This window comes from Spiroplasma endosymbiont of Zeiraphera isertana, from assembly GCF_964030805.1.
Lineage (GTDB): Bacteria > Bacillota_I > Bacilli_A > Mycoplasmatales > VBWQ01 > Spiroplasma_E.
Window position 1 is genome coordinate 1007269 of sequence record NZ_OZ034965.1, and the last position, 21548, is coordinate 1028816.

The following is a 21548-nucleotide window of genomic DNA, read 5'->3' on the forward strand; positions in this document are numbered from 1 at the left end:
TATTAGAAAGAAATAAAAAACCTATTTGTTCAAGATTAACTTAATTCATTTTTAAATTCATAAATATGAATATCAGTTTTATCAACAACAAAACCAATAACATACGAAATACCACAAAGAAAATCAATAATTCTTCTTCGATCATTTTCAACAGTTGTTGTTAAATTAACTTTAATTGGTTTTTGTAAAATCATAGCATTAGCAACTGATTCAATTTCTTGATAATTTTTAGGAGCAAATTCTTGTATTTGTTCTTGAAAACTGGTTTTATAATTACTATTTTCATCATTGTCTTTATATTTTTTACTTCTTCATCCCATAATTAATTAAACTCCCTTTCGTCTTCGTAAAAATGATGGTAAATCATCATCTGCTTCCATTGCTGCTTCTTGGACTAAATTTTGTTGTTCTTCTTCTTTTTTCTTTGTTTGTTCTTTAATTTCTTCACTTAAATATTGAGTCTTATTGGTAATAAATTCATGATTATCAACTTTTGAACTATAAACAAAATTATTAGCATTAGCACCTTCTTCATCAAAACCAGTGGCAATAACTGTTACAATCATTTCATCGTTTAAATTTTCATTAACAGCAACACCAAAAATGATATTAACATCATTACCCGCAGCATCACGAACTAAATCAACAGCAATATTAGCGTCAGTTAATGTCATTGTTGTTCCACCAGTAACATTAACAATAGCATTTTTAGCACCCTTAATTGTCACATCATCAAGTAAAGGAGAAGAAATAGCTTTTGTTGCGGCTTGTTTAGCTTTATGTTCACCCTTTGACATTCCAATACCAAATAAAGCATTACCTTTATTTTCAATAATAGTACGAACATCAGCAAAATCTAAATTTATTAAAGCAGGAACAGCAATTAAGTCAGTAATAGTCTGTACACCTTGACGTAAAATATTATCTGCTTCTTTAAACGAATCTTTAAGAGGGATATTACCAATTACTTGTAATAATTTATCATTAGAAATAATAATAATTGCATCAACTTGTTTCTTTAAATTTTCAATTCCAACTATAGCATGAGCATTACGATTACGTCCTTCAAATTTAAATGGTTTAGTAACAATAGCAATTGTTAAAGCACCACATTCTTTAGCAATTCTTGCAACAATTGATGCAGCACCAGTACCAGTACCACCACCCATACCAGCAGCAATAAAAACCATATCTGCACCATCTAAAGCACGTTTAATTTCTGCTTCACTTTCAATTGCGGCTTGTTTACCAATTTCGGGATTAGCTCCTGCTCCAAGTCCCTTTGATAATTCTTTGCCCAAAATAATTTTATTTTCAGCTGGTGATGCATTAACTACTTGTGCATCAGTATTAGCAACATAAAAATCAACACCTTGTACCACTGCTTCAATCATTCTATTAACAGCATTATTACCAGCACCACCAATACCAATTACCCGAATTGATGCTATTGGTTTAAATTGTGAATTATTATGTTCCATTTTATTTTCCTCCTGAGTAATCAAATTGTCTTCTTCTATTTACTACCATCATTATACTGATAATTTGGTTGAAAGGGGGAATTATAATGCTTATTATCATGATTATTAGAATGCGTATAATGATTTAATTTTGATACAATTTCTGGTTTATGTATTGATGAAATATAATTATTACTAAAAACATTTACTAAATGTTGGTAGTGAGTATTACCGATTAAAGTAGTTCACTGATAACTATATGCACCAGGAGTTTGACTGAGCATATATTTTACTTCTTTTAGTTTGCTATTATTTTTAAAATAGTTGGCAAAACCACATAAACCAATAGTAATTCCCGTAAAAATAATTTCCATATCTGAACTATTATTATCACTAACTTCATCAAGAAAATATTCAATACAAGAAATAATGTCATTAATTTGTCTTTTAACTGTTGCTTGTAAATCAGTTTTTGTTAAACGAACAATAGATTTTGTTTGATCATCAACATACTTATCAACAACAACATCGCATAAATAATTACTACTTATATTAATAATTTTTTGTAAATATCTTTCAGCTTTATCATAACCACAATGCATTTGCTTCATTAATGATTGAATTATTTGATTTCAACCAATTTTAATATTAGTTGTTGCAAATAATACTGAATTACTAAAAACACTAATCTTAGTACTATTAATATTTCAATCAACTAAAACTGTATTACGATTAAAATCAGTATTTTTAATATTACATACTAATGCAAATTGATCTAAAGTAACAGTTAACAATTCTGTTTCGGCATTAGTTAATACTTCGAGGTGAGAATTATATAAACTTTTAGGTAATGAATAAACTAAAGCATCAACATGCATAACTTGTCCTTTTTTTGCAATTGGTAATGAACAATTACCAATTGCATGATCAACTTTAAAATTGTATGGTTTAGTTAAACAAATAATTTCACTATTATCAATAGTAATGTTTTTAGCCGTTTCAATCACTTTACTACAATCTTCATCAGTGATAATGTGATTAGCATCTTTAAAATCAAGTGATGCTTGTGATTGATAAATTTTTAAATTATTTGAAGGTAAAGTTAAGGCAATACGTTGTACTTTTATATTTAAAGTATTATTAATTTTATTAATAATTTGCCTTAATAACTTACCTGTAGCAATTGAATTAATAATTACACCATTTTCAGAAAACTGTTCAGTATCAACAGTTTCTTTATATAAAACCTGAATTTGATTATTAACATAATTATTAACCATAACTTTTAAACTAAAATCTTCAATTTGACATACAACATATAGTTCTTGAAAATTCATATTGCTCACCTCCAAACATTTTTATGAATCAATATAAGTAATAACTCTTAGTTTTGCACTTCGTGCTCTTGGATTTTTATTTATTTCATCAGGCTTTGGTGTAATTGGTTTTTTAATTATTAACTGATATTTTGTTTTTCAATTATTGTGAACTGGTAATTTAGCATATAATTGTGCTTGTGGATCGATTAAAACTTCATTAAAAGTTTGTTTAACAATACGATCTTCTAAAGAATGAAAACTAATAACAACAATTCTACCATTAGATTTTAATAATTTCAAAGATTGTTTTAAAGACGATTTTAATGTTTCTAACTCATTGTTAACAGCAATTCTTAATGCTTGAAAAGTCTTTTTGGCAGGATGATGATGCTTATTTAATACTCTTACTGGTAATGATTTTTTAATAATCGTAACCAATTGTAAAGTGGTATCAATTGGTTGAAAAGTTCTTGTTTTAATAATATTTTTAGCAATAATACTAGCAAATACTTCTTCACCATAATTTTTAATAATTGTTTTTAATTGCTCATAATTATAATTATTAACAATATCTCACGCATTTAATTTTTGACTTTGATCCATACGCATATCTAACTTAGCATCTTTCATATAACTAAATCCTCTAATATCTTCATCAACTTGTGGTGATGATATACCTAAATCATATAATATACCATCAACTTTAGTAATATTTCTTTTTAAAAGCTCAGATTGAATATTTGCAAAATTACTTTTAATTATTTCATATTTATCTTTAAAATCTTTTAAAATAATTTTACTATTATCAATGGCTATTTGATCTTGATCAAAAGCATATAGTTTGCCAGAGGTAAGTTTTGATAGTATAACTTTACTATGACCTGCTCGTCCTAATGTACAATCGACATAAATACCATCAGGTTTAATATTTAAGAAATCAATTGCTTCTGTTAACATTACAGAAATGTGTCTTGCATTGATATTATTCATAATTTTTATATCTCATCTAGAGCTGCTGCCGCCGACTCAAATTTATCCTTGGTATCTTGATTAAAACTATTTCAATTAGTTTCTGATCAAATCTCAATTTTATTGGATAGTCCAATTATAATTACTTTTTGTTTAATATCAGCTAGTGTCAATAATGAATGTGGAATATTAATGCGACCTTTACTATCAATAGTTAATTCTTCTGAATTAGCAAATACTTGTCTTGCTAAAATTCTGGCTTCTTTCTGACCTTCGGATTGTGATAAGATTTTATCTTGTCATTTAATAAATTCAATTTCGTTACGAATAACTAAACAGCCTTCAAAACCTTTAGAAACAATAACAATCTCATTGTTATGAAAATAACTTCTAAACTTAGAAGGAATTATCATTCGTTTCTTTTCATCTAATGTTGACAATGATTGTCCTAGTAGCATAATATCACCCACACTTTCCCACTATTACCCATATTATATAACCTTTGGCATATAATTACAATTGATTACTTTAAATGTATGACTAGTCAGTAAAATAAAAGAACATATAATAATAAAAATAAAAACTCATTTACTTTAAAAAAATAAAGAAATTAGTTAAAACTTTTTAAATTTACCGTTTGTCAATATTATATGCTTTTATAAAAAACAAATATAATATGGAAATTATCCCCGCATGTACTAGTGTGGAGGAAAAAATGAATTGAAATGAATTCAATAGCATATTTCAAACTGAAAACGATTGTTTGAAATATATAGCGAAGTTGAAAATAATGAAATGCATCAGGTGTGCTTCTTCTAGTTTGAATACTTCTGATTTGAGAAGAATACGATGTTTGAACTGTAACCAAACATTTAGTATTCTTTATGGAACCATTTTTTATAAGTCACAGACCCAAATGACATCTTGGTTTTATCTCATCTTTAGATGAATAAACACAAAGCATGGCATACCAGCAACCGATGTTGCAAGGGAATTGGGTGTGACCTATAAAACAGCTTGAAGAATGTGTCATGAAATCAGGACTAGAATTGGAAATCAAGATGCAGGTTTCATTGTTGATGGCACAGCACAGATGGATGAAATGTATCTTTCACATTTAGGTTTTAAAAAACAAGGAAGATCCTTGTTGAATAAAACTTTGATTGTTGGAGTTTATGAGAAAACCAGCAACAAACTAATTGTGAAGGTGCTGAAAAATGCAGATGAAAAAAAACCTTTTAAGATTTGCATTGAAACACATTTTTACTGAGTGCTGTCTATTTACGGATTCTTGGAAGGGATATGTAAGTTTCAAAAACTTCTATCCCAAACATGAAATCGTAAATCATGAAGTTGGGTATGTGTCACCAACAGGTGTAAACACAAACCAGATTGAATCAGCATGAAAGCACATCCGACGAACTTTCCGAACACACATAAGAGTTTCAAAGCACAATATTCATTTATATGCAAAAGAATCAGCATATAAATTCAATAACATACCTAGTTTTGAAACTGTAATTTTGTGTTTGATTTAAATACATGCGGGGATAATTTCCTAGGTAGGCTTTTATCTCCATTTATGTGATAAAATTTAAAAATAGTACATAAAGGGATAAAAGCCTATAATATTTTATTAGACTTGGTGCAAAACTAAGGTAATTCAAAATTATATATTCCTGCTATTAAATTAAATCTTAATGCAAATCTTCGTATTTTATTGCGATATTTTAAACTTAAAATTTTAAAACGTTTTAGTTTAGCAAATACGTGTTCAATTTTAATTCTAATTTTACTTAAAGTTTTATTGTATTATTTTTGAATTGGTGTTAATTGATTGTATTTACTTTTTTTAAATGGCAAAAATGTATTTTTATGAATATTTTGTATACCTTGATAACCTGAATCAACAAAAACTTGTTTTTCTGGATGAATAAAAGTTTTAGATTTTAGAAGCAATTTAAAATCATGAATGCTTCCAAAACAAAAAGCAGTTGAAATAATTTTTCCATTGGAAATATCAATAATTATTTGGGATTTGAGAGAATGATGTTTCTTTTTACCTGAAAAAAGTAATTTTAGTTTTTTTTAAGTCTTTTATCCCTTTATGTACTATTTTTAAATTTTATCACATAAATGGAGATAAAAGCCTACCTAGGAAATTATCCCCGCATGTATTTAAATTAAACACAAAATTACAGTTTCAAAACTAGGTATGTTATTGAATTTATATGCTGATTCTTTTGCATATAAATGAATATTGTGCTTTGAAACTCTTATGTGTGTTCGGAAAGTTCGTCGGATGTGCTTTCATGCTGATTCAATCTGGTTTGTGTTTACACCTGTTGGTGACACATACCCAACTTCATGATTTACGATTTCATGTTTGGGATAGAAGTTTTTGAAACTTACATATCCCTTCCGATAATCCGTAAATAGACAGCACTCAGTAAAAATGTGTTTCAATGCAAATCTTAAAAGGTTTTTTTCATCTGCATTTTTCAGCACCTTCACAATTAGTTTGTGGATGGTTTTCTCATAAACTCCAACAATCAAAGTTTTATTCAACAAGGATCTTCCTTGTTTTTTAAAACCTAAATGTGAAAGATACATTTCATCCATCTGTGCTGTGCCATCAACAATGAAACCTGCATCTTGATTTCCAATTCTAGTCCTGATTTCATGACACATTCTTCAAGCTGTTTTATAGGTCACACCTAATTCCCTTGCAACATCGGTTGCTGGTATGCCAGGCTTTGTGTTTATTCATCTAAAGATGAGATAAAACCAAGATGTCATTTGGGTCTGTGACTTATAAAAAATGGTTCCATAAAGAATACTAAATGTTTGGTTACAGTTCAAACATCGTATTCTTCTCAAATCAGAAGTATTCAAACTAGAAGAAGCACACCTGATGCATTTCATTATTTTCAACTTCGCTATATATTTCAAACAATCGTTTTCAGTTTGAAATATGCTATTGAATTCATTTCCATTCATTTTTTCCTCCACACTAGTACATGTGGGGATAATTTCCTTTTTTAATTCTTTCAATTGGAGTTTCAGTAGCATCAATAGCTAACAAATTATTATTAGTACCTTTATTTTTTGTTAAATCTTTTTTTCCGGGTAAATTAAAAATTCCGCTTTTTATTAAAATATTTTCAATTCAAAAAATATTACGAATGCAACTAGTATGAATAATATTATATCTTTTTGCAATAACTCTATAACTACTATAGTCTTTTCAATATTCTAAAGTCATTAATAAACGCTCTTCAATTACAATTTTATTTTTTCTACCACCATAATATTTTTGTTTAGACTCAGCAATTTTTAAAATTTCAAGCATTTTATAAAATGTTTGTGGCTTTATGCCGACTAAACTATAAAATTCTTGATCATCTTTATATTTTTTCAACATAATAACTATCACCTTTAATATTAATAATAATCGTTAAATTGTTAAAATTAAAGGTTTTGCACCAAGTCTATTATATTATTCTAAGTTTTATTATAATTACTTACTTAGAAATTAAATACTTTTGATCAAATTAAATAGTGTTATTAATAAAAAAGTTTTTAAATTTAGGTAATTTATTAGAATTAGAAATTGCTGAACCAACAGCAAAATGAGTGTGATCTAGTACATTGGATACATCTCAATTTGAAAGATCTTGATCAAATAATACTGAGCCAGCAAACATACCAGTCATAATTCTTACATTGGATACATTTCATTTTGATAAATCTTTATTAAATGCTAAAGTATTGGCAAATGTACCAACCATATCTTCTACACTAGATACATTTCAAGTTGATAAATCTTGATTAGACTTGGTGCAAAACCTTTAATTTTAACAATTTAACGATTATTATTAATATTAAAGGTGATAGTTATTATGTTGAAAAAATATAAAGATAATCAAGAATTTTATAGTTTAGTCGGCATAAAGCCACAAACATTTTATAAAATGCTTGAAATTTTAAAAATTGCTGAGTCTAAACAAAAATATTATGGTGGTAGAAAAAATAAAATTGTAATTGAAGAGCGTTTATTAATGACTTTAGAATATTGAAAAGACTATAGTAGTTATAGAGTTATTGCAAAAAGATATAATATTAGTCATACTAGTTGCATTCGTAATATTTTTTAAATTGAAAATATTTTAATAAAAAGCGGAATTTTTAATTTACCTGAAAAAAAAGATTTAACAAAAAATAAAGGTACTAATAATAATTTGTTAGCTATTGATGCTACTGAAACTCCAATTGAAATAATTAAAAAAAACTAAAATTACTTTTTTCAGGTAAAAAGAAACATCATTCTCTCAAATCCCAAATAATTATTGATATTTCCAATGGAAAAATTATTTCAACTGCTTTTTGTTTTGGAAGCATTCATGATTTTAAATTGCTTCTAAAATCTAAAACTTTTATTCATCCAGAAAAACAAGTTTTTGTTGATTCAGGTTATCAAGGTATACAAAATATTCATAAAAATACATTTTTGCCATTTAAAAAAAGTAAATACAATCAATTAACACCAATTCAAAAAGAATACAATAAAACTTTAAGTAAAATTAGAATTAAAATTGAACACGTATTTGCTAAACTAAAACGTTTTAAAATTTTAAGTTTAAAATATCGCAATAAAATACGAAGATTTGCATTAAGATTTAATTTAATAGCAGGAATATATAATTTTGAATTACCTTAGTTTTGCACCAAGTCTATTAAATAAAAAACAACCAGTAAACATACCGCTCATACTTCTTACATTAGATACATCTCAAGTCGAAATATTACCATTAAATGATAAAGCACCAGCAAACATACCACCCATACTTCTTACATTAGATACATTTCACTTTGAAAGATCTTGATCAAATTTTAAACTACCATTAAAAATAACAAGCATATCTGTTACATTAGATACATCTCAATTTGAAATATCACCATTAAATGAAGTAGCACCAGCAAATACACTCAACATACTTGTTACTCTAGATACATCTCAAGTTGATAAATCTTGATTAAATTGTGAAGCACCCAAAAACATAAAATTTACAGAAGTTATTTCTTTTAATTTTCAAAAAAACTCTTGATGAAATAAAAAAAATCATCAACCCGGCCTAAAATTTGATTTTATTTAATTTTGGGATTTATTTTTTTTACAAACTGAAATATAATGCTTCAGATTTTGCATAAGGTGATATTTTATAATGTTGGTATTTAAATTTTCATAAATTGAGGTAATTTTGAATATTGGTAAATCCAATGCCATGATAATGAGTAATAAATTCTTTTAAACTTGATTGTATTTTACTGATATTACTTAAATTTTTATAATTTAATTCTTTATTTTCTTTTGATTTAAATTTCTTGAGAGTACATTTTGTTTGTTTAGCTACTGTATCATATAGTATTTGCATATCACAAACTATAATTGATTTTTCTTCGATAAGCTTAGATGTTAAATTTTCTTGTACTCATTTTTTTGTTAATCTTTTAGTATTTGTTGTTTGAGCATAAATATTTTTATTTTCATCAATTGCCATTTCAATACAACAGTTTAAATCTTTAGCATTTTCTTCAATTCATTTTTTTATTGGATCATCTGGATTTTTGAAATTTCCTTTATGAATTTCTTTGATAAAAGTTTCATCAATTTCAATTCTATCTTTTAATTTTGTGAATGGTTTTTGTTTTTTTGCTAATTGTGATGATTTCATAAATTTTTGACGATTAAATCATGCTGATGTTTTTGAAATTTTAGCAAATTGAGAAATAGTATAAGCAGATTGACCTAACAATGACAATCAAATTATTCAATCTCATTGTTCATGAGATAAATGACTTCAATGTAAAAAAATGATTTCTTAAAGCATCAAAGCTACTTTTACAATCTTTAGACTTGGTGCAAAACCTTTAATTTTAACAATTTAACGATTATTATTAATATTAAAGGTGATAGTTATTATGTTGAAAAAATATAAAGATGATCAAGAATTTTATAGTTTAGTCGGCATAAAGCCACAAACATTTTATAAAATGCTTGAAATTTTAAAAATTGCTGAGTCTAAACAAAAATATTATGGTGGTAGAAAAAATAAAATTGTAATTGAAGAGCATTTATTAATGACTTTAGAATATTGAAAAGACTATAGTAGTTATAGAGTTATTGCAAAAAGATATAATATTAGTCATACTAGTTGCATTCGTAATATTTTTTGAATTGAAAATATTTTAATAAAAAGCGGAATTTTTAATTTACCTGAAAAAAAAGATTTAACAAAAAATAAAGGTACTAATAATAATTTGTTAGCTATTGATGCTACTGAAACTCCAATTGAAAGAATTAAAAAAAACTAAAATTACTTTTTTCAGGTAAAAAGAAACATCATTCTCTCAAATCCCAAATAATTATTGATATTTCCAATGGAAAAATTATTTCAACTGCTTTTTGTTTTGGAAGCATTCATGATTTTAAATTGATTCTAAAATCTAAAACTTTTATTCATCCAGAAAAACAAGTTTTTGTTGATTCGGGTTATCAAGGTATACAAAATATTCATAAAAATACATTTTTGCCATTTAAAAAAAGTAAATACAATCAATTAACACCAATTCAAAAAGAATACAATAAAACTTTAAGTAAAATTAGAATTAAAATTGAACACGTATTTGCTAAACTAAAAAGTTTTAAAATTTTAAGTTTAAAATATCGCAATAAAATACGAAGATTTGCATTAAGATTTAATTTAATAGCAGGAATATATAATTTTGAATTACCTTAGTTTTGCACCAAGTCTTTTGCATAAATATTTTTGCTTATTATTCTTAAAACCATTTTTTACACATCAATAAGATTTACAATTTGGACATTGAATTCCTTTGTCTTTAAATTTTTTATCAATTGCATCTAATTTTTCTTTTTTCTCAATTTGTTTAATTCTATTTTTAAAATGTCTAATAATTTTTATAAATTCTTCATCTTTTTTGTTTTTTAAAACATCAATTAATTCATTATTAGTCACAAAAAATCACCCCTGATATAAAAATATTACTTTTAATTTTAAATTAAAAGTAATATCAAGATTTTTTGTGAAAATTAAAAGTTATTTCTGGTGGTAATTTGTCAGGTACTTCTTTAATTGTTTCTTTTAATTTTCAAAAAAACTCTTGATGAAATAAAAAAAATCATCAACCTGGCCTAAAATTTGATTTTATTTAATTTTGGGATTTATTTTTTTTACAAACTGAAATATAATGCTTCAGATTTTGCATAAGGTGATATTTTATAATGTTGGTATTTAAATTTTCATAAATTGAGGTAATTTTGAATATTGGTAAATCCAATGCCATGATAATGAGTAATAAATTCTTTTAAACTTGATTGTATTTTACTGATATTACTTAAATTTTTATAATTTAATTCTTTATTTTCTTTTGATTTAAATTTCTTGAGAGTACATTTTGTTTGTTTAGCTACTGTATAATATAGTATTTGCATATCACAAACTATAATTGATTTTTCTTCGATAAGCTTAGATGTTAAATTTTCTTGTACTCATTTTTTTGTTAATCTTTTAGTATTTGTTGTTTGAGCATAAATATTTTTATTTTCATCAATTGCCATTTCAATACAACAGTTTAAATCTTTAGCATTTTCTTCAATTCATTTTTTTCTTGGATCATCTGGATTTTTGAAATTTCCTTTATGAATTTCTTTGATAAAAGTTTCATCAATTTCAATTCTACCTTTTAATTTTGTGAATGGTTTTTGTGTTTTTGCTAATTGTGATGATTTCATAAATTTTTGACGATTAAATCATGCTGATGTTTTTGAAATTTTAGCAAATTGAGAAATAGTATAAGCAGATTGACCCAACAATGACAATCAAATTATTCAATCTCATTGTTCATGAGATAAATGACTTCAATGTAAAAAATGATTTCTTAAAGCATCAAAGCTACTTTTACAATCTTTGCATAAATATTTTTGCTTATTATTCTTAAAACCATTTTTTACACATCAATAAGATTTACAATTTGGACATTGAATTCCTTTTTCTTTAAATTTTTTATCAATTGCATCTAATTTTTCTTTTTTCTCAATTTGTTTAATTCTATTTTTAAAATGTCTAATAATTTTTATAAATTCTTCATCTTTTTTGTTTTTTAAAACATCAATTAATTCATTATTAGTCACAAAAAATCACCCCTGATATAAAAATATTACTTTTAATTTAAAATTAAAAGTAATATCAAGATTTTTTGTGAAAATTAAAAATTGTTTCTGGCATTCTAACAACTTGAATTTCACCTTGTTTGTTTTTATAAAAACCAATTTGAGTAATTTTGGTAGTTTTTATATTTGATAAATCTCTTTTATTAGTTGTTTGTTCTTTTCCGTCTTTATCAATGTAAATTGTATCTTGTTGTGTTTTATTATCTAAAAGTTCAATTTTTTGTGGAGTTTTATTTAAAACAGTATTTAAAGTTCCAATAGATGTCCCAAATGTTAAAACACTTAGTGCAGTAATCAATGTTTTCATATTGAAAACCTCCCTTTTTATTTTATTAGACTTGGTGCAAAACTAAGGTAATTCAAAATTATATATTCCTGCTATTAAATTAAATCTTAATGCAAATCTTCGTATTTTATTGCGATATTTTAAACTAAAAATTTTTAAAATTTTAAGTTTAGCAAATACGTGTTCAATTTTAATTCTAATTTTACTTAAAGTTTTATTGTATTCTTTTTGAATTGGTGTTAATTGATTAGACTTGGTGCAAAACCTTTAATTTTAACAATTTAACGATTATTATTAATATTAAAGGTGATAGTTATTATGTTGAAAAAATATAAAGATGATCAAGAATTTTATAGTTTAGTCGGCATAAAGCCACAAACATTTTATAAAATGCTTGAAATTTTAAAAATTGCTGAGTCTAAACAAAAATATTATGGTGGTAGAAAAAATAAAATTGTAATTGAAGAGCGTTTATTAATGACTTTAGAATATTGAAAAGACTATAGTAGTTATAGAGTTATTGCAAAAAGATATAATATTAGTCATACTAGTTGCATTCGTAATATTTTTTGAATTGAAAATATTTTAATAAAAAGCGGAATTTTTAATTTACCTGGAAAAAAAGATTTAACAAAAAATAAAGGTACTAATAATAATTTGTTAGCTATTGATGCTACTGAAACTCCAATTGAAAGAATTAAAAAAAACTAAAATTACTTTTTTCAGGTAAAAAGAAACATCATTCTCTCAAATCCCAAATAATTATTGATATTTCCAATGGAAAAATTATTTCAACTGCTTTTTGTTTTGGAAGCATTCATGATTTTAAATTGCTTCTAAAATCTAAAACTTTTATTCATCCAGAAAAACAAGTTTTTGTTGATTCGGGTTATCAAGGTATACAAAATATTCATAAAAATACATTTTTGCCATTTAAAAAAAGTAAATACAATCAATTAACACCAATTCAAAAAGAATACAATAAAACTTTAAGTAAAATTAGAATTAAAATTGAACACGTATTTGCTAAACTAAAACGTTTTAAAATTTTAAGTTTAAAATATCGCAATAAAATACGAAGATTTGCATTAAGATTTAATTTAATAGCAGTAATATATAATTTTGAATTACCTTAGTTTTGCACCAAGTCTAATGAACATATTACAATTAAAGTGAAAAAAAATAAAAAAGAAATTTTAAATGCACTAGGTATTATTGATATCAATAATACTAATGAATTTAAAATATTTAATACTCCGTTTGCTCTTGAAATACTACTTAAATATACAAATAATAATGATAAATTAAAACAAATATATGAACACTCACTAATATCATGACAAAAAATCCAACAAGAAAAAAACTTAAATGATTATCCAGGTAATCCTAAACTAAGACATTATCAACGTGTTGATGTTGCAATTTTAAAAGCAAATAAAAGATTTGGCTTATTTAATGAAATGCGTACTGGGAAAACACCAACTATTTTAACAGCATTATCAGAAATGAAAACTAATAAAATATTATTTGTTGTTCCTAAGTCAACTATTTTATTAACATGGGTTCCTGAAATTAAAAAATGAACTACCTATAATTGTATTACTATTAAAGATGATATTACTAAAGTGCGAACAGAAAAATATAATCAATTTAAAAATAGTAATAATTGTATTTTAGTAGTTTCTAAAAACACTTTTAAAAATGATATAAAAAATAAATTATTAACTAAATTTGATTTTACATTAGTTATTTATGAAGCACATTTTTTAAGAAACTATAAAACCGCACAAAGTTCAACAATTTTGGAAGTTGCAAATAAAGTATCATCAGTTTATTGTTTAACTGGTACCCCTGCCAATAATCATCCTAGTGATATTTTTGGTATATTAAAAATTATTGATAATAAACTATATAAAAATATTGATTATTGAGATTTTGTTGCTCGTTATTTTGGAATAATTAGAAAACGTATTACCAATTTTGTAACTATTAATATACCAAAACCAAATGTTAAACCACAACTAGCAGCAGAGTTTGATTATTTAGTTAAAAAAATATCAATTATGCGCAAACAAATTGATGTACGTAATGAAATGCCAAAAATTATTAAAAATGATTTAATTTTAACTATGCCCAAAGCACAAACCGCAATTTATTATGATACTCTTGAAACTATGAAACAAGAATTATTTTATAATAAAAAATCTAAAATAACTTTTTTACAAATATTTACGAAATTAAGAACTATTTGTTCAACACCTATTAATGAAGGAATGAAAGAATTAGGAGCAAAATTTAATTGACTACTAGACTACTTACATGATAATGAAAATGATTCAATTATTATTTATAGTAGTTTTAGTGATAAAGGAATTAACATTTTAAGTAACATTTTAGATAAACATAAATTAAATCATCAATTAATTACTGGTAAAGTAAATCATGAACAAAGGCTTAAAGCTATTAGTGATTTTCAAAGTAAAAAAGTTAAAATTATTTTATGTAATATTAAATCTACTAATGTTGGTATCACATTAGATAAAGGTGATGTTATTATTTTTCTAGATCGTGAATTAAACCCAACCGAAAATGAGCAAGCTGAAAGTCGCTTTTTTCCAACTCAATTAAACGATAATAAAACTAGAGAAATTATTAATTTATATTGCGCTAATACTATCGATTTAAAAATTAGAGACATCCTTAATAATAAAATAATTAATGATCAAGGTATTAATTTTTTTGAATAATTTTATTATATTTAATAAACTAAACGAGGATTAACAACAAGATCTGCATTATTATTAGGAATGAATTGTTCATCGTTAATTTCAAGAATATATTCTTGCAATAAAGGCGCAAATTCGTTTGAAGATTGAAAAGAATGGGTGTTATCAATGATTTGTTGACTTTCAAAAAATTCTCTATAATCACCATTATCTTCTTCATCATTTAAACAACAAAAAAGACCTGAAATAAAACCAAAAAGAGCACCAGTAAAACATCCCGAAAGCACTGTTATAGCTGAAGTAATATCAAATTCAAGAATATTTTGTTCTCTTTTTTGATATAAATCAGAAAGAGTAAACAAACTACCTCCAATAATATTTCCTAAACAAGTTGCTAATATTATTTTTTTATTAATCATGTTATTTACCACCTTTTTAACATTTAAATTATTGGTTTAGACATTTTTTTTAAATTAAATGCTTTTCAAGCAAGAGCATCTGCTTCATCATTATATATATTACCACTATGACTTTTAACTCATTTAAAATAAACATTAACATCTTTTGCTATTTTATCATAAAATGCTTTATATGCCTTTGTTTCTACTTTAGTAGTTTTTCATTCACCAGTACATCATTTACTAATTCCAACATAATCATGACAAATTAAAATTGATTTTATATTATTTTCCAAAGCTAACTGCATTGCCTTTTGTGCACCCATTATTTCTCCAGCAACATTTCTTAATTTTGCTCAATTATCATCATCAAATTTTTCATAAAATATATCTTTTTTGCCATTATTTAAGAAAACAAGTCCATAAGAAAATTGATTAATTTCTTCTTTAAAACTACCATCAGTATATGCTATTACTTCATATTTATACTGATTTTCAGATTTTATTTGAATTTTATCATCTAAATAATCTTGAGCTTCTTTTTTAGTTGCAAATTTTTTATACTGAGCACCAGCATAACCTCTAATTTGTGTTTCACATTCATTCCAGTTTTCAAATATTCCAGTGACTCTACCTTTTTTTACTGCATAAAATTTACTTGCCATAATTATGACTCCTCTATTGTTTATTTTAATTTTACAATAATATTAAATTTTGGATAGGTTACACTTTATTGGACACTAATTACGTAGACAAGTGAACAAATTAGTTAAAAGAAAGGAACTATAATTATGGCCAATATTAACTCATATACCGACAAATTTAAGAAACAAATAGTAGCTTTATATCAAAGTGGTAAGTCAGTGTCTTGTCTTGCTAAAGAATACAATGTTACAAGAGCAGCTACTTATAATTGAATTAAGCAATTTACTAATTCAGGTAGTTTTAAATCTAAAGATAATCGTTCTGTTGAAGAAAATGAATTAATTAAATTAAGAAAAGAATTAAAATAGTTACGAATGGAAAATGATATTTTAAAGCAAGCAGCACTAATAATAGGCAGAAAATAGAGATTATTATCAATAATAAATGTAAATATAAAATTCGTACAATGTGTCGTTTTTTAAAGCTCTCTAAATCAACATATTATTTTAATTTCAAGAAAAAAGAAAAAAATCAAAATAATATGTATGATGAAGCTGTTATTAGTGCTTTTAAAGAAAATAAAGAAATTTATGGCACAAGAAGATTAAAAGTCATATTAGAAAACCAAGAAATTTATTTATCAAGACGAAAAATTAAAGAAATTATTAATAAACATAATTTAATATCAAAATACACTAAATTAATACACAAAAATCATCATAATAAAGTCAATGATAGTCAAATAACTAATCTTGTTAATAGAAACTTTAAGAATAGGATTAAAAATGAAGTTATTGTTAGTGATTTAACTTATGTTCAAGTAAATGGTCAGTGAAACTATATTTGTTTATTAATAGACCTATTTAACCGCGAAATTATTGGACATAGTGTAGGCACTAAAAAAGATGCATCATTAGTATATGAAGCATTTATGCAATCAAATCGCTGTTTAAAAGATATTCAAATATTTCATAGCGATCGAGGTAATGAATTTAATAATAAAATTATTGATAAACTTTTACTAGCATTCAATATTACTCGCTCTTTAAGCAAAAAAAGGATGTCCTTATGACAATGCTGTTGCTGAAGCAACTTTTAAAACTTTCAAAACAGAATTTATTAATGATAAAAATTTTACATCATTAATCCAATTCAAATTAGAATTATTTGATTATATCAATTGATATAACAACATACGAATTCATAGCACTTTAAATTACCTAACTCCAGTTAATTATCAAAAACAAATGTCTACCAAAAAATAGTCCTAAAAAAGGTTGCCATTCCACTATTCATAAATTGCCTCATTTCTTTTTATTTTTTTAAAATAAAACAACGATATATGAATTTTCTAATATACCATTGCATTTAAATTTACAATTTGTAAATAAATTAAATCATTATTTTTGATTTTCACTTTCATATATTTTTTTATTTTCTTCTGCCATTTTTACATATTTATCTTTTTCTTCATTTGTCATTTCTTTTCAATGATTACCAATAAGTTTGGCAACTTCTGCAACTTTTGATTTAAGTTCAGTATTTTGTTGAATAATCTCTCCTCTTTTTTCTTTACTAAAAAGCATATAAGCGTTCATTGGTGGTTTAGGTGCATTAGGATTTTTTGTCTTTTTAGTTCTTTTAACTTTATGGTTTTTCGCTGTTTTTGACATTTAAATAACCTCCTAAGTTTCTGTTTTAAATTCTATATTTTTAATTGTTCCGTGTTGTCATCTCCTTCTTTTTTTTAAAGAACAACCGGGACATTTATTAGGATAACTGACATTGCGACTACGACAACTAACAGATTTATTTATGGCTTTTCTCCCTTTATGTACTATTTTTAAATTTTATCACATAAATGCTGAGAAAAGCCTATCTACGGACTTCTCCCCACATTTTTAAATCAAACATAACATTACAGTTTCAAAACTAGGTATATTGTTGAATTTATATGCCGATTCTTTTGCGTATAAATGAACATGATGTTTTTCAACTTTGATATGTGTTTTAAATGTTCGTCTGATGTGCTTTCATGCCGATTCAATCTGGTTTATGTTTACACCAGTTTTTGAAACATAGCCATCTTGATGGTTAACTGTTTCATGCTTAGTGAAAACTGATTTAAAATGGCGATATCCTTTTCAAGAATCAGTATGTACATCACACTTTGAAGAAATGTGGTTTCTTGCAAATTGCAAAAGATTTTTTTGATTTGCATTTTTAAACACTTTCACAATTAAATTATTGGTTGTTTTTTCATAAATCCCAACAATCAAATTTTTATTTTTTAAGGATCTTCCTTGTTTTTTAAAACCCATATGTGAAAGATACATTTCATCCATTTGCACTATGCCCTCAACAATGAATTGAGGTTCTTGTTTTGCAATTGCACTTCGGATTTTATGACCCATTCTTCAAGCAGTTTTCAAAGTTACTCCCAATTCTTTTGCAACATCAGTTGATGGAATTCCATGTTTGGTGTTTATTCATCTAAAGATGAGATAAAACCAAGATGTCAAAGGTGTTTGTGACTTGTAAAAAATGGTGTCATGAAGAATACTAAATGTTTGATGACATTTCAAACATCTTATTCTTCTTAAATCAGAAGTATTCAAATTTGTTCAAGAACACCTCATACATTTGTTTTCCTTCAAACTTGCTATATATTTCAAACAATCTTTTTCTGTTTGAAATATATTAGACTTGGTGCAAAACCTTTAATTTTAACAATTTAACGATTATTATTAATATTAAAGGTGATAGTTATTATGTTGAAAAAATATAAAGATGATCAAGAATTTTATAGTTTAGTCGGCATAAAGCCACAAACATTTTATAAAATGCTTGAAATTTTAAAAATTGCTGAGTCTAAACAAAAATATTATGGTGGTAGAAAAAATAAAATTGTAATTGAAGAGCGTTTATTAATGACTTTAGAATATTGAAAAGACTATAGTAGTTATAGAGTTATTGCAAAAAGATATAATATTAGTCATACTAGTTGCATTCGTAATATTTTTTGAATTGAAAATATTTTAATAAAAAGCGGAATTTTTAATTTACCTGGAAAAAAAGATTTAACAAAAAATAAAGGTACTAATAATAATTTGTTAGCTATTGATGCTACTGAAACTCCAATTGAAAGAATTAAAAAAAACTAAAATTACTTTTTTCAGGTAAAAAGAAACATCATTCTCTCAAATCCCAAATAATTATTGATATTTCCAATGGAAAAATTATTTCAACTGCTTTTTGTTTTGGAAGCATTCATGATTTTAAATTGCTTCTAAAATCTAAAACTTTTATTCATCCAGAAAAACAAGTTTTTGTTGATTCAGGTTATCAAGGTATACAAAATATTCATAAAAATACATTTTTGCCATTTAAAAAAAGTAAATACAATCAATTAACACCAATTCAAAAAGAATACAATAAAACTTTAAGTAAAATTAGAATTAAAATTGAACACGTATTTGCTAAACTAAAACGTTTTAAAATTTTAAGTTTAAAATATCGCAATAAAATACGAAGATTTGCATTAAGATTTAATTTAATAGCAGGAATATATAATTTTGAATTACCTTAGTTTTGCACCAAGTCTATTGAAGTCATTTATCTCATGAACAATGAGATTGAATAATTTGATTGTCATTGTTAGGTCAATCTGCTTATACTATTTCTCAATTTGCTAAAATTTCAAAAACATCAGCATGATTTAATCGTCAAAAATTTATGAAATCATCACAATTAGCAAAAACACAAAAACCATTCACAAAATTAAAAGGTAGAATTGAAATTGATGAAACTTTTATCAAAGAAATTCATAAAGGAAATTTCAAAAATCCAGATGATCCAAGAAAAAAATGAATTGAAGAAAATGCTAAAGATTTAAACTGTTGTATTGAAATGGCAATTGATGAAAATAAAAATATTTATGCTCAAACAACAAATACTAAAAGATTAACAAAAAAATGAGTACAAGAAAATTTAACATCTAAGCTTATCGAAGAAAAATCAATTATAGTTTGTGATATGCAAATACTATATGATACAGTAGCTAAACAAACAAAATGTACTCTCAAGAAATTTAAATCAAAAGAAAATAAAGAATTAAATTATAAAAATTTAAGTAATATCAGTAAAATACAATCAAGTTTAAAAGAATTTATTACTCATTATCATGGCATTGGATTTACCAATATTCAAAATTACCTCAATTTATGAAAATTTAAATACCAACATTATAAAATATCACCTTATGCAAAATCTGAAGCATTATATTTCGGTTTGTAAAAAAAATAAATCCCAAAATTAAATAAAATCAAATTTTAGGCCAGGTTGATGATTTTTTTTATTTCATCAAGAGTTTTTTTGAAAATTAAAAGATAATTCTAATTTTAATTGGATTAATGATGTAAAATTTTTATCATTAATAAATTCTGTTTTGAAAGTTTTAAAAGTTGCTTAAGCAACAGCATTGTCATAAGGACATCCTTTTTTGCTTAAAGAGCGAGTAATATTGAATGCTAGTAAAAGTTTATCAACAATTTTATTATTAAATTCATTACCTCGATCGCTATGAAATATTTGAATATCTTTTAAACAGCGATTTGATTGCATAAATGCTTCATATACTAATGATGCATCTTTTTTAGTGCCTACACTATGTCCAATAATTTCGCGGTTAAATAGGTCTATTAATAAACAAATATAGTTTCACTTACCATTTACTTGAACATAAGTTAAACCACTAACAATAACTTCATTTTTAATCCTATTCTTAAAGTTTCTATTAACAAGATTAGTTATTTGACTATCATTGACTTTATTATGATGATTTTTGTGTCTTAATTTAGTGTATTTTGATATTAAATTATGTTTATTCATAATTTCTTTAATTTTTCGTCTTGATAAATAAATTTCTTGTTTTTCTAATATGACTTTTAATCTTCTTGTGCCATAAATTTCTTTATTTTCTTTAAAAGCACTAATAACAGCTTCATCATACATATTATTTTGATTTTTTTCTTTTTTCTTGAAATTAAAATAATATGTTGATTTAGAGAGCTTTAAAAAACGACACATTGTACGAATTTTATATTTACATTTATTATTGATAATAATCTCTATTTTCGGCCTATTATTAGTGCTGCTTGCTTTAAAATATCATTTTCCATTCGTAACTGTTTTAATTCTTTTCTTAATTTAATTAATTCATTTTCTTCAACAGAACGATTATCTTTAGATTTAAAACTACCTGAATTAGTAAATTGCTTAATTCAATTATAAGTAGCTGCTCTTGTAACATTGTACTCTTTAGCAAGACAAGACACTGACTTACCACTTTGATATAAAGCTACTATTTGTTTATTAAATTCGTCGGTATATGAGTTAATATTGGCCATAATTATAGTTCCTTTCTTTTAACTAATTTGTTCACTTGTCTACGTAATTAGTGTCCAATAAAGTGTAACCTATCCAATATAAA

At 24.9% G+C, this 21548-nt stretch carries 33 protein-coding genes and 2 pseudogenes; 13 read left to right on the top strand and 22 right to left on the bottom strand.

All coding sequences use genetic code 4. The features are described from left to right. Positions 1–35: 35 nt before the first annotated feature. Genes sepF through mraZ form a run of 5 tightly spaced genes read right to left on the bottom strand, consistent with a single transcriptional unit; the run spans position 36 to position 4218 of the window. On the bottom strand, positions 36–320 hold the full coding sequence (gene sepF / locus AAHM78_RS06995; RefSeq protein WP_174480582.1) for a cell division protein SepF: 285 nt from the start codon (positions 318–320) through the stop codon (positions 36–38). Between the two features lie 6 nt (positions 321–326). Beyond that, a complete protein-coding gene (gene ftsZ / locus AAHM78_RS07000) occupies positions 327–1481 on the bottom strand; it encodes a cell division protein FtsZ (protein ID WP_342254801.1) in 1155 nt (384 codons plus the stop codon). Between the two features lie 35 nt (positions 1482–1516). Further along, positions 1517–2797 carry a hypothetical protein gene (locus tag AAHM78_RS07005; RefSeq protein ID WP_342254802.1) on the bottom strand — a complete coding sequence of 427 codons (1281 nt, stop codon included), beginning with the start codon at positions 2795–2797 and terminating at the stop codon, positions 1517–1519. A 21-nt stretch (positions 2798–2818) separates the two neighbouring features. Then, positions 2819–3769 carry a 16S rRNA (cytosine(1402)-N(4))-methyltransferase RsmH gene (gene rsmH / locus AAHM78_RS07010; protein ID WP_342254803.1) on the bottom strand — a complete coding sequence of 317 codons (951 nt, stop codon included), beginning with the start codon at positions 3767–3769 and terminating at the stop codon, positions 2819–2821. Between the two features lie 5 nt (positions 3770–3774). Next, the gene (gene mraZ / locus AAHM78_RS07015) at positions 3775–4218 is read right to left on the bottom strand and encodes a division/cell wall cluster transcriptional repressor MraZ (RefSeq protein WP_342254804.1); all 444 of its coding nucleotides are present in this window, start codon (positions 4216–4218) and stop codon (positions 3775–3777) included. 753 nt (positions 4219–4971) lie between these two features. On the opposite strand from mraZ, the gene AAHM78_RS07020 reads away from it, so the two are divergent. After that, the gene (locus AAHM78_RS07020) at positions 4972–5286 is read left to right on the top strand and encodes a transposase (protein WP_342253413.1); all 315 of its coding nucleotides are present in this window, start codon (positions 4972–4974) and stop codon (positions 5284–5286) included. A 115-nt stretch (positions 5287–5401) separates the two neighbouring features. Here the strand turns inward: AAHM78_RS07020 and AAHM78_RS16865 are convergent, their stop codons facing one another. From AAHM78_RS16865 to AAHM78_RS07040, 5 genes are all read right to left on the bottom strand, one after another. Beyond that, the gene (locus AAHM78_RS16865) at positions 5402–5548 is read right to left on the bottom strand and encodes a transposase (protein ID WP_425289775.1); all 147 of its coding nucleotides are present in this window, start codon (positions 5546–5548) and stop codon (positions 5402–5404) included. 12 nt (positions 5549–5560) lie between these two features. Then, positions 5561–5776: a hypothetical protein gene (locus AAHM78_RS07025; RefSeq protein ID WP_342254967.1), complete on the bottom strand. Its 216-nt coding sequence runs from the start codon at positions 5774–5776 to the stop codon at positions 5561–5563. Between the two features lie 150 nt (positions 5777–5926). Further along, positions 5927–6643 (bottom strand): IS1595 family transposase, encoded by a 717-nt coding sequence (locus tag AAHM78_RS07030; protein WP_342254805.1) that lies wholly within the window; start codon positions 6641–6643, stop codon positions 5927–5929. 118 nt (positions 6644–6761) lie between these two features. Beyond that, complete coding sequence (locus tag AAHM78_RS07035; protein WP_342254806.1) at positions 6762–7172, bottom strand: transposase family protein; 411 nt, start codon at positions 7170–7172, stop codon at positions 6762–6764. A gap of 130 nt (positions 7173–7302) precedes the next feature. After that, the gene (locus AAHM78_RS07040) at positions 7303–7572 is read right to left on the bottom strand and encodes a BspA family leucine-rich repeat surface protein (RefSeq protein WP_342255082.1); all 270 of its coding nucleotides are present in this window, start codon (positions 7570–7572) and stop codon (positions 7303–7305) included. A 78-nt stretch (positions 7573–7650) separates the two neighbouring features. Here AAHM78_RS07040 and AAHM78_RS07045 point away from each other — a divergent pair, with 78 nt between their 5' ends. Beyond that, positions 7651–7905, top strand: a complete 255-nt coding sequence (locus AAHM78_RS07045; RefSeq protein WP_342254807.1) for a transposase family protein — start codon at positions 7651–7653, stop codon at positions 7903–7905. Between the two features lie 197 nt (positions 7906–8102). Further along, entirely contained in the window at positions 8103–8468 is a 366-nt protein-coding gene (locus AAHM78_RS07050) for a transposase family protein (RefSeq protein WP_342254958.1), read from the top strand. Here the strand turns inward: AAHM78_RS07050 and AAHM78_RS16870 are convergent. Together AAHM78_RS16870 and AAHM78_RS07060 are read right to left on the bottom strand one after the other, a co-directional pair. Beyond that, positions 8460–8810, bottom strand: coding sequence for a BspA family leucine-rich repeat surface protein (locus AAHM78_RS16870; protein WP_425289769.1), 351 nt, complete (start codon positions 8808–8810; stop codon positions 8460–8462). The two genes, AAHM78_RS07050 and AAHM78_RS16870, sit on opposite strands and share 9 nt — an antisense overlap. Before the next feature lie 112 nt (positions 8811–8922). Further along, entirely contained in the window at positions 8923–9564 is a 642-nt protein-coding gene (locus AAHM78_RS07060) for a transposase (protein ID WP_342254809.1), read from the bottom strand. Between the two features lie 166 nt (positions 9565–9730). On the opposite strand from AAHM78_RS07060, the gene AAHM78_RS07065 reads away from it, so the two are divergent. Together AAHM78_RS07065 and AAHM78_RS07070 are read left to right on the top strand one after the other, a co-directional pair. Next, complete coding sequence (locus tag AAHM78_RS07065) at positions 9731–10123, top strand: transposase family protein (protein WP_342254810.1); 393 nt, start codon at positions 9731–9733, stop codon at positions 10121–10123. 59 nt (positions 10124–10182) lie between these two features. Then, complete coding sequence (locus AAHM78_RS07070) at positions 10183–10548, top strand: transposase family protein (protein WP_342255083.1); 366 nt, start codon at positions 10183–10185, stop codon at positions 10546–10548. On the opposite strand, the gene AAHM78_RS07075 is transcribed toward AAHM78_RS07070, so the two are convergent. Further along, positions 10540–10788: a hypothetical protein gene (locus AAHM78_RS07075; protein ID WP_342254811.1), complete on the bottom strand. Its 249-nt coding sequence runs from the start codon at positions 10786–10788 to the stop codon at positions 10540–10542. The genes AAHM78_RS07070 and AAHM78_RS07075 overlap by 9 nt on opposite strands. A gap of 65 nt (positions 10789–10853) precedes the next feature. Here AAHM78_RS07075 and AAHM78_RS07080 point away from each other — a divergent pair, with 65 nt between their 5' ends. Further along, on the top strand, positions 10854–10985 hold the full coding sequence (locus tag AAHM78_RS07080; RefSeq protein WP_342254812.1) for a hypothetical protein: 132 nt from the start codon (positions 10854–10856) through the stop codon (positions 10983–10985). An 18-nt stretch (positions 10986–11003) separates the two neighbouring features. Here the strand turns inward: AAHM78_RS07080 and AAHM78_RS07085 are convergent, their stop codons facing one another. From AAHM78_RS07085 to AAHM78_RS07095, 3 genes and pseudogenes are all read right to left on the bottom strand, one after another. After that, on the bottom strand, positions 11004–11963 hold the full coding sequence (locus AAHM78_RS07085; protein WP_342254813.1) for an IS1/IS1595 family N-terminal zinc-binding domain-containing protein: 960 nt from the start codon (positions 11961–11963) through the stop codon (positions 11004–11006). 43 nt (positions 11964–12006) lie between these two features. Further along, on the bottom strand, positions 12007–12309 hold the full coding sequence (locus AAHM78_RS07090; protein ID WP_342254814.1) for a hypothetical protein: 303 nt from the start codon (positions 12307–12309) through the stop codon (positions 12007–12009). Between the two features lie 42 nt (positions 12310–12351). Further along, positions 12352–12534: pseudogene (locus tag AAHM78_RS07095) on the bottom strand (transposase); the annotation flags it as partial. A gap of 72 nt (positions 12535–12606) precedes the next feature. On the opposite strand from AAHM78_RS07095, the gene AAHM78_RS07100 reads away from it, so the two are divergent. The 3 genes from AAHM78_RS07100 to AAHM78_RS07110 are packed head-to-tail and all read left to right on the top strand — an operon-like array spanning position 12607 to position 15035. After that, on the top strand, positions 12607–12999 hold the full coding sequence (locus AAHM78_RS07100; RefSeq protein WP_342252835.1) for a transposase family protein: 393 nt from the start codon (positions 12607–12609) through the stop codon (positions 12997–12999). Positions 13000–13058: 59 nt separating this feature from the next. Continuing rightward, complete coding sequence (locus tag AAHM78_RS07105; RefSeq protein ID WP_342255084.1) at positions 13059–13424, top strand: transposase family protein; 366 nt, start codon at positions 13059–13061, stop codon at positions 13422–13424. A gap of 36 nt (positions 13425–13460) precedes the next feature. Beyond that, positions 13461–15035: a DEAD/DEAH box helicase gene (locus AAHM78_RS07110; protein ID WP_342254815.1), complete on the top strand. Its 1575-nt coding sequence runs from the start codon at positions 13461–13463 to the stop codon at positions 15033–15035. 11 nt (positions 15036–15046) lie between these two features. Here AAHM78_RS07110 and AAHM78_RS07115 read toward each other — a convergent pair whose 3' ends face one another. Together AAHM78_RS07115 and AAHM78_RS07120 are read right to left on the bottom strand one after the other, a co-directional pair. Next, positions 15047–15433, bottom strand: coding sequence for a hypothetical protein (locus AAHM78_RS07115; RefSeq protein WP_342253974.1), 387 nt, complete (start codon positions 15431–15433; stop codon positions 15047–15049). A 23-nt stretch (positions 15434–15456) separates the two neighbouring features. Further along, positions 15457–16077 carry a ribonuclease H family protein gene (locus AAHM78_RS07120; protein ID WP_342253975.1) on the bottom strand — a complete coding sequence of 207 codons (621 nt, stop codon included), beginning with the start codon at positions 16075–16077 and terminating at the stop codon, positions 15457–15459. Between the two features lie 126 nt (positions 16078–16203). Here AAHM78_RS07120 and AAHM78_RS07125 point away from each other — a divergent pair. After that, positions 16204–17322, top strand: a pseudogene (locus AAHM78_RS07125) (IS3 family transposase). A 135-nt stretch (positions 17323–17457) separates the two neighbouring features. Here the strand turns inward: AAHM78_RS07125 and AAHM78_RS07130 are convergent. Together AAHM78_RS07130 and AAHM78_RS07135 are read right to left on the bottom strand one after the other, a co-directional pair. Next, positions 17458–17730 carry a hypothetical protein gene (locus AAHM78_RS07130; RefSeq protein WP_342254201.1) on the bottom strand — a complete coding sequence of 91 codons (273 nt, stop codon included), beginning with the start codon at positions 17728–17730 and terminating at the stop codon, positions 17458–17460. 228 nt (positions 17731–17958) lie between these two features. Further along, positions 17959–18675, bottom strand: coding sequence for an IS1595 family transposase (locus AAHM78_RS07135; RefSeq protein ID WP_342254816.1), 717 nt, complete (start codon positions 18673–18675; stop codon positions 17959–17961). A gap of 153 nt (positions 18676–18828) precedes the next feature. Here AAHM78_RS07135 and AAHM78_RS07140 point away from each other — a divergent pair, with 153 nt between their 5' ends. Genes AAHM78_RS07140 through AAHM78_RS07150 form a run of 3 tightly spaced genes read left to right on the top strand, consistent with a single transcriptional unit; the run spans position 18829 to position 20353 of the window. Continuing rightward, the gene (locus AAHM78_RS07140; protein ID WP_342252835.1) at positions 18829–19221 is read left to right on the top strand and encodes a transposase family protein; all 393 of its coding nucleotides are present in this window, start codon (positions 18829–18831) and stop codon (positions 19219–19221) included. 59 nt (positions 19222–19280) lie between these two features. Continuing rightward, the gene (locus AAHM78_RS07145; RefSeq protein WP_342254958.1) at positions 19281–19646 is read left to right on the top strand and encodes a transposase family protein; all 366 of its coding nucleotides are present in this window, start codon (positions 19281–19283) and stop codon (positions 19644–19646) included. 2 nt (positions 19647–19648) lie between these two features. After that, positions 19649–20353 carry an IS1595 family transposase gene (locus AAHM78_RS07150; protein WP_342254014.1) on the top strand — a complete coding sequence of 235 codons (705 nt, stop codon included), beginning with the start codon at positions 19649–19651 and terminating at the stop codon, positions 20351–20353. A 171-nt stretch (positions 20354–20524) separates the two neighbouring features. On the opposite strand, the gene AAHM78_RS07155 is transcribed toward AAHM78_RS07150, so the two are convergent. Then, complete coding sequence (locus AAHM78_RS07155; RefSeq protein WP_342254015.1) at positions 20525–21145, bottom strand: IS3 family transposase; 621 nt, start codon at positions 21143–21145, stop codon at positions 20525–20527. Between the two features lie 41 nt (positions 21146–21186). Further along, entirely contained in the window at positions 21187–21465 is a 279-nt protein-coding gene (locus tag AAHM78_RS07160; protein ID WP_342254016.1) for a transposase, read from the bottom strand. Positions 21466–21548: the final 83 nt, after the last annotated feature.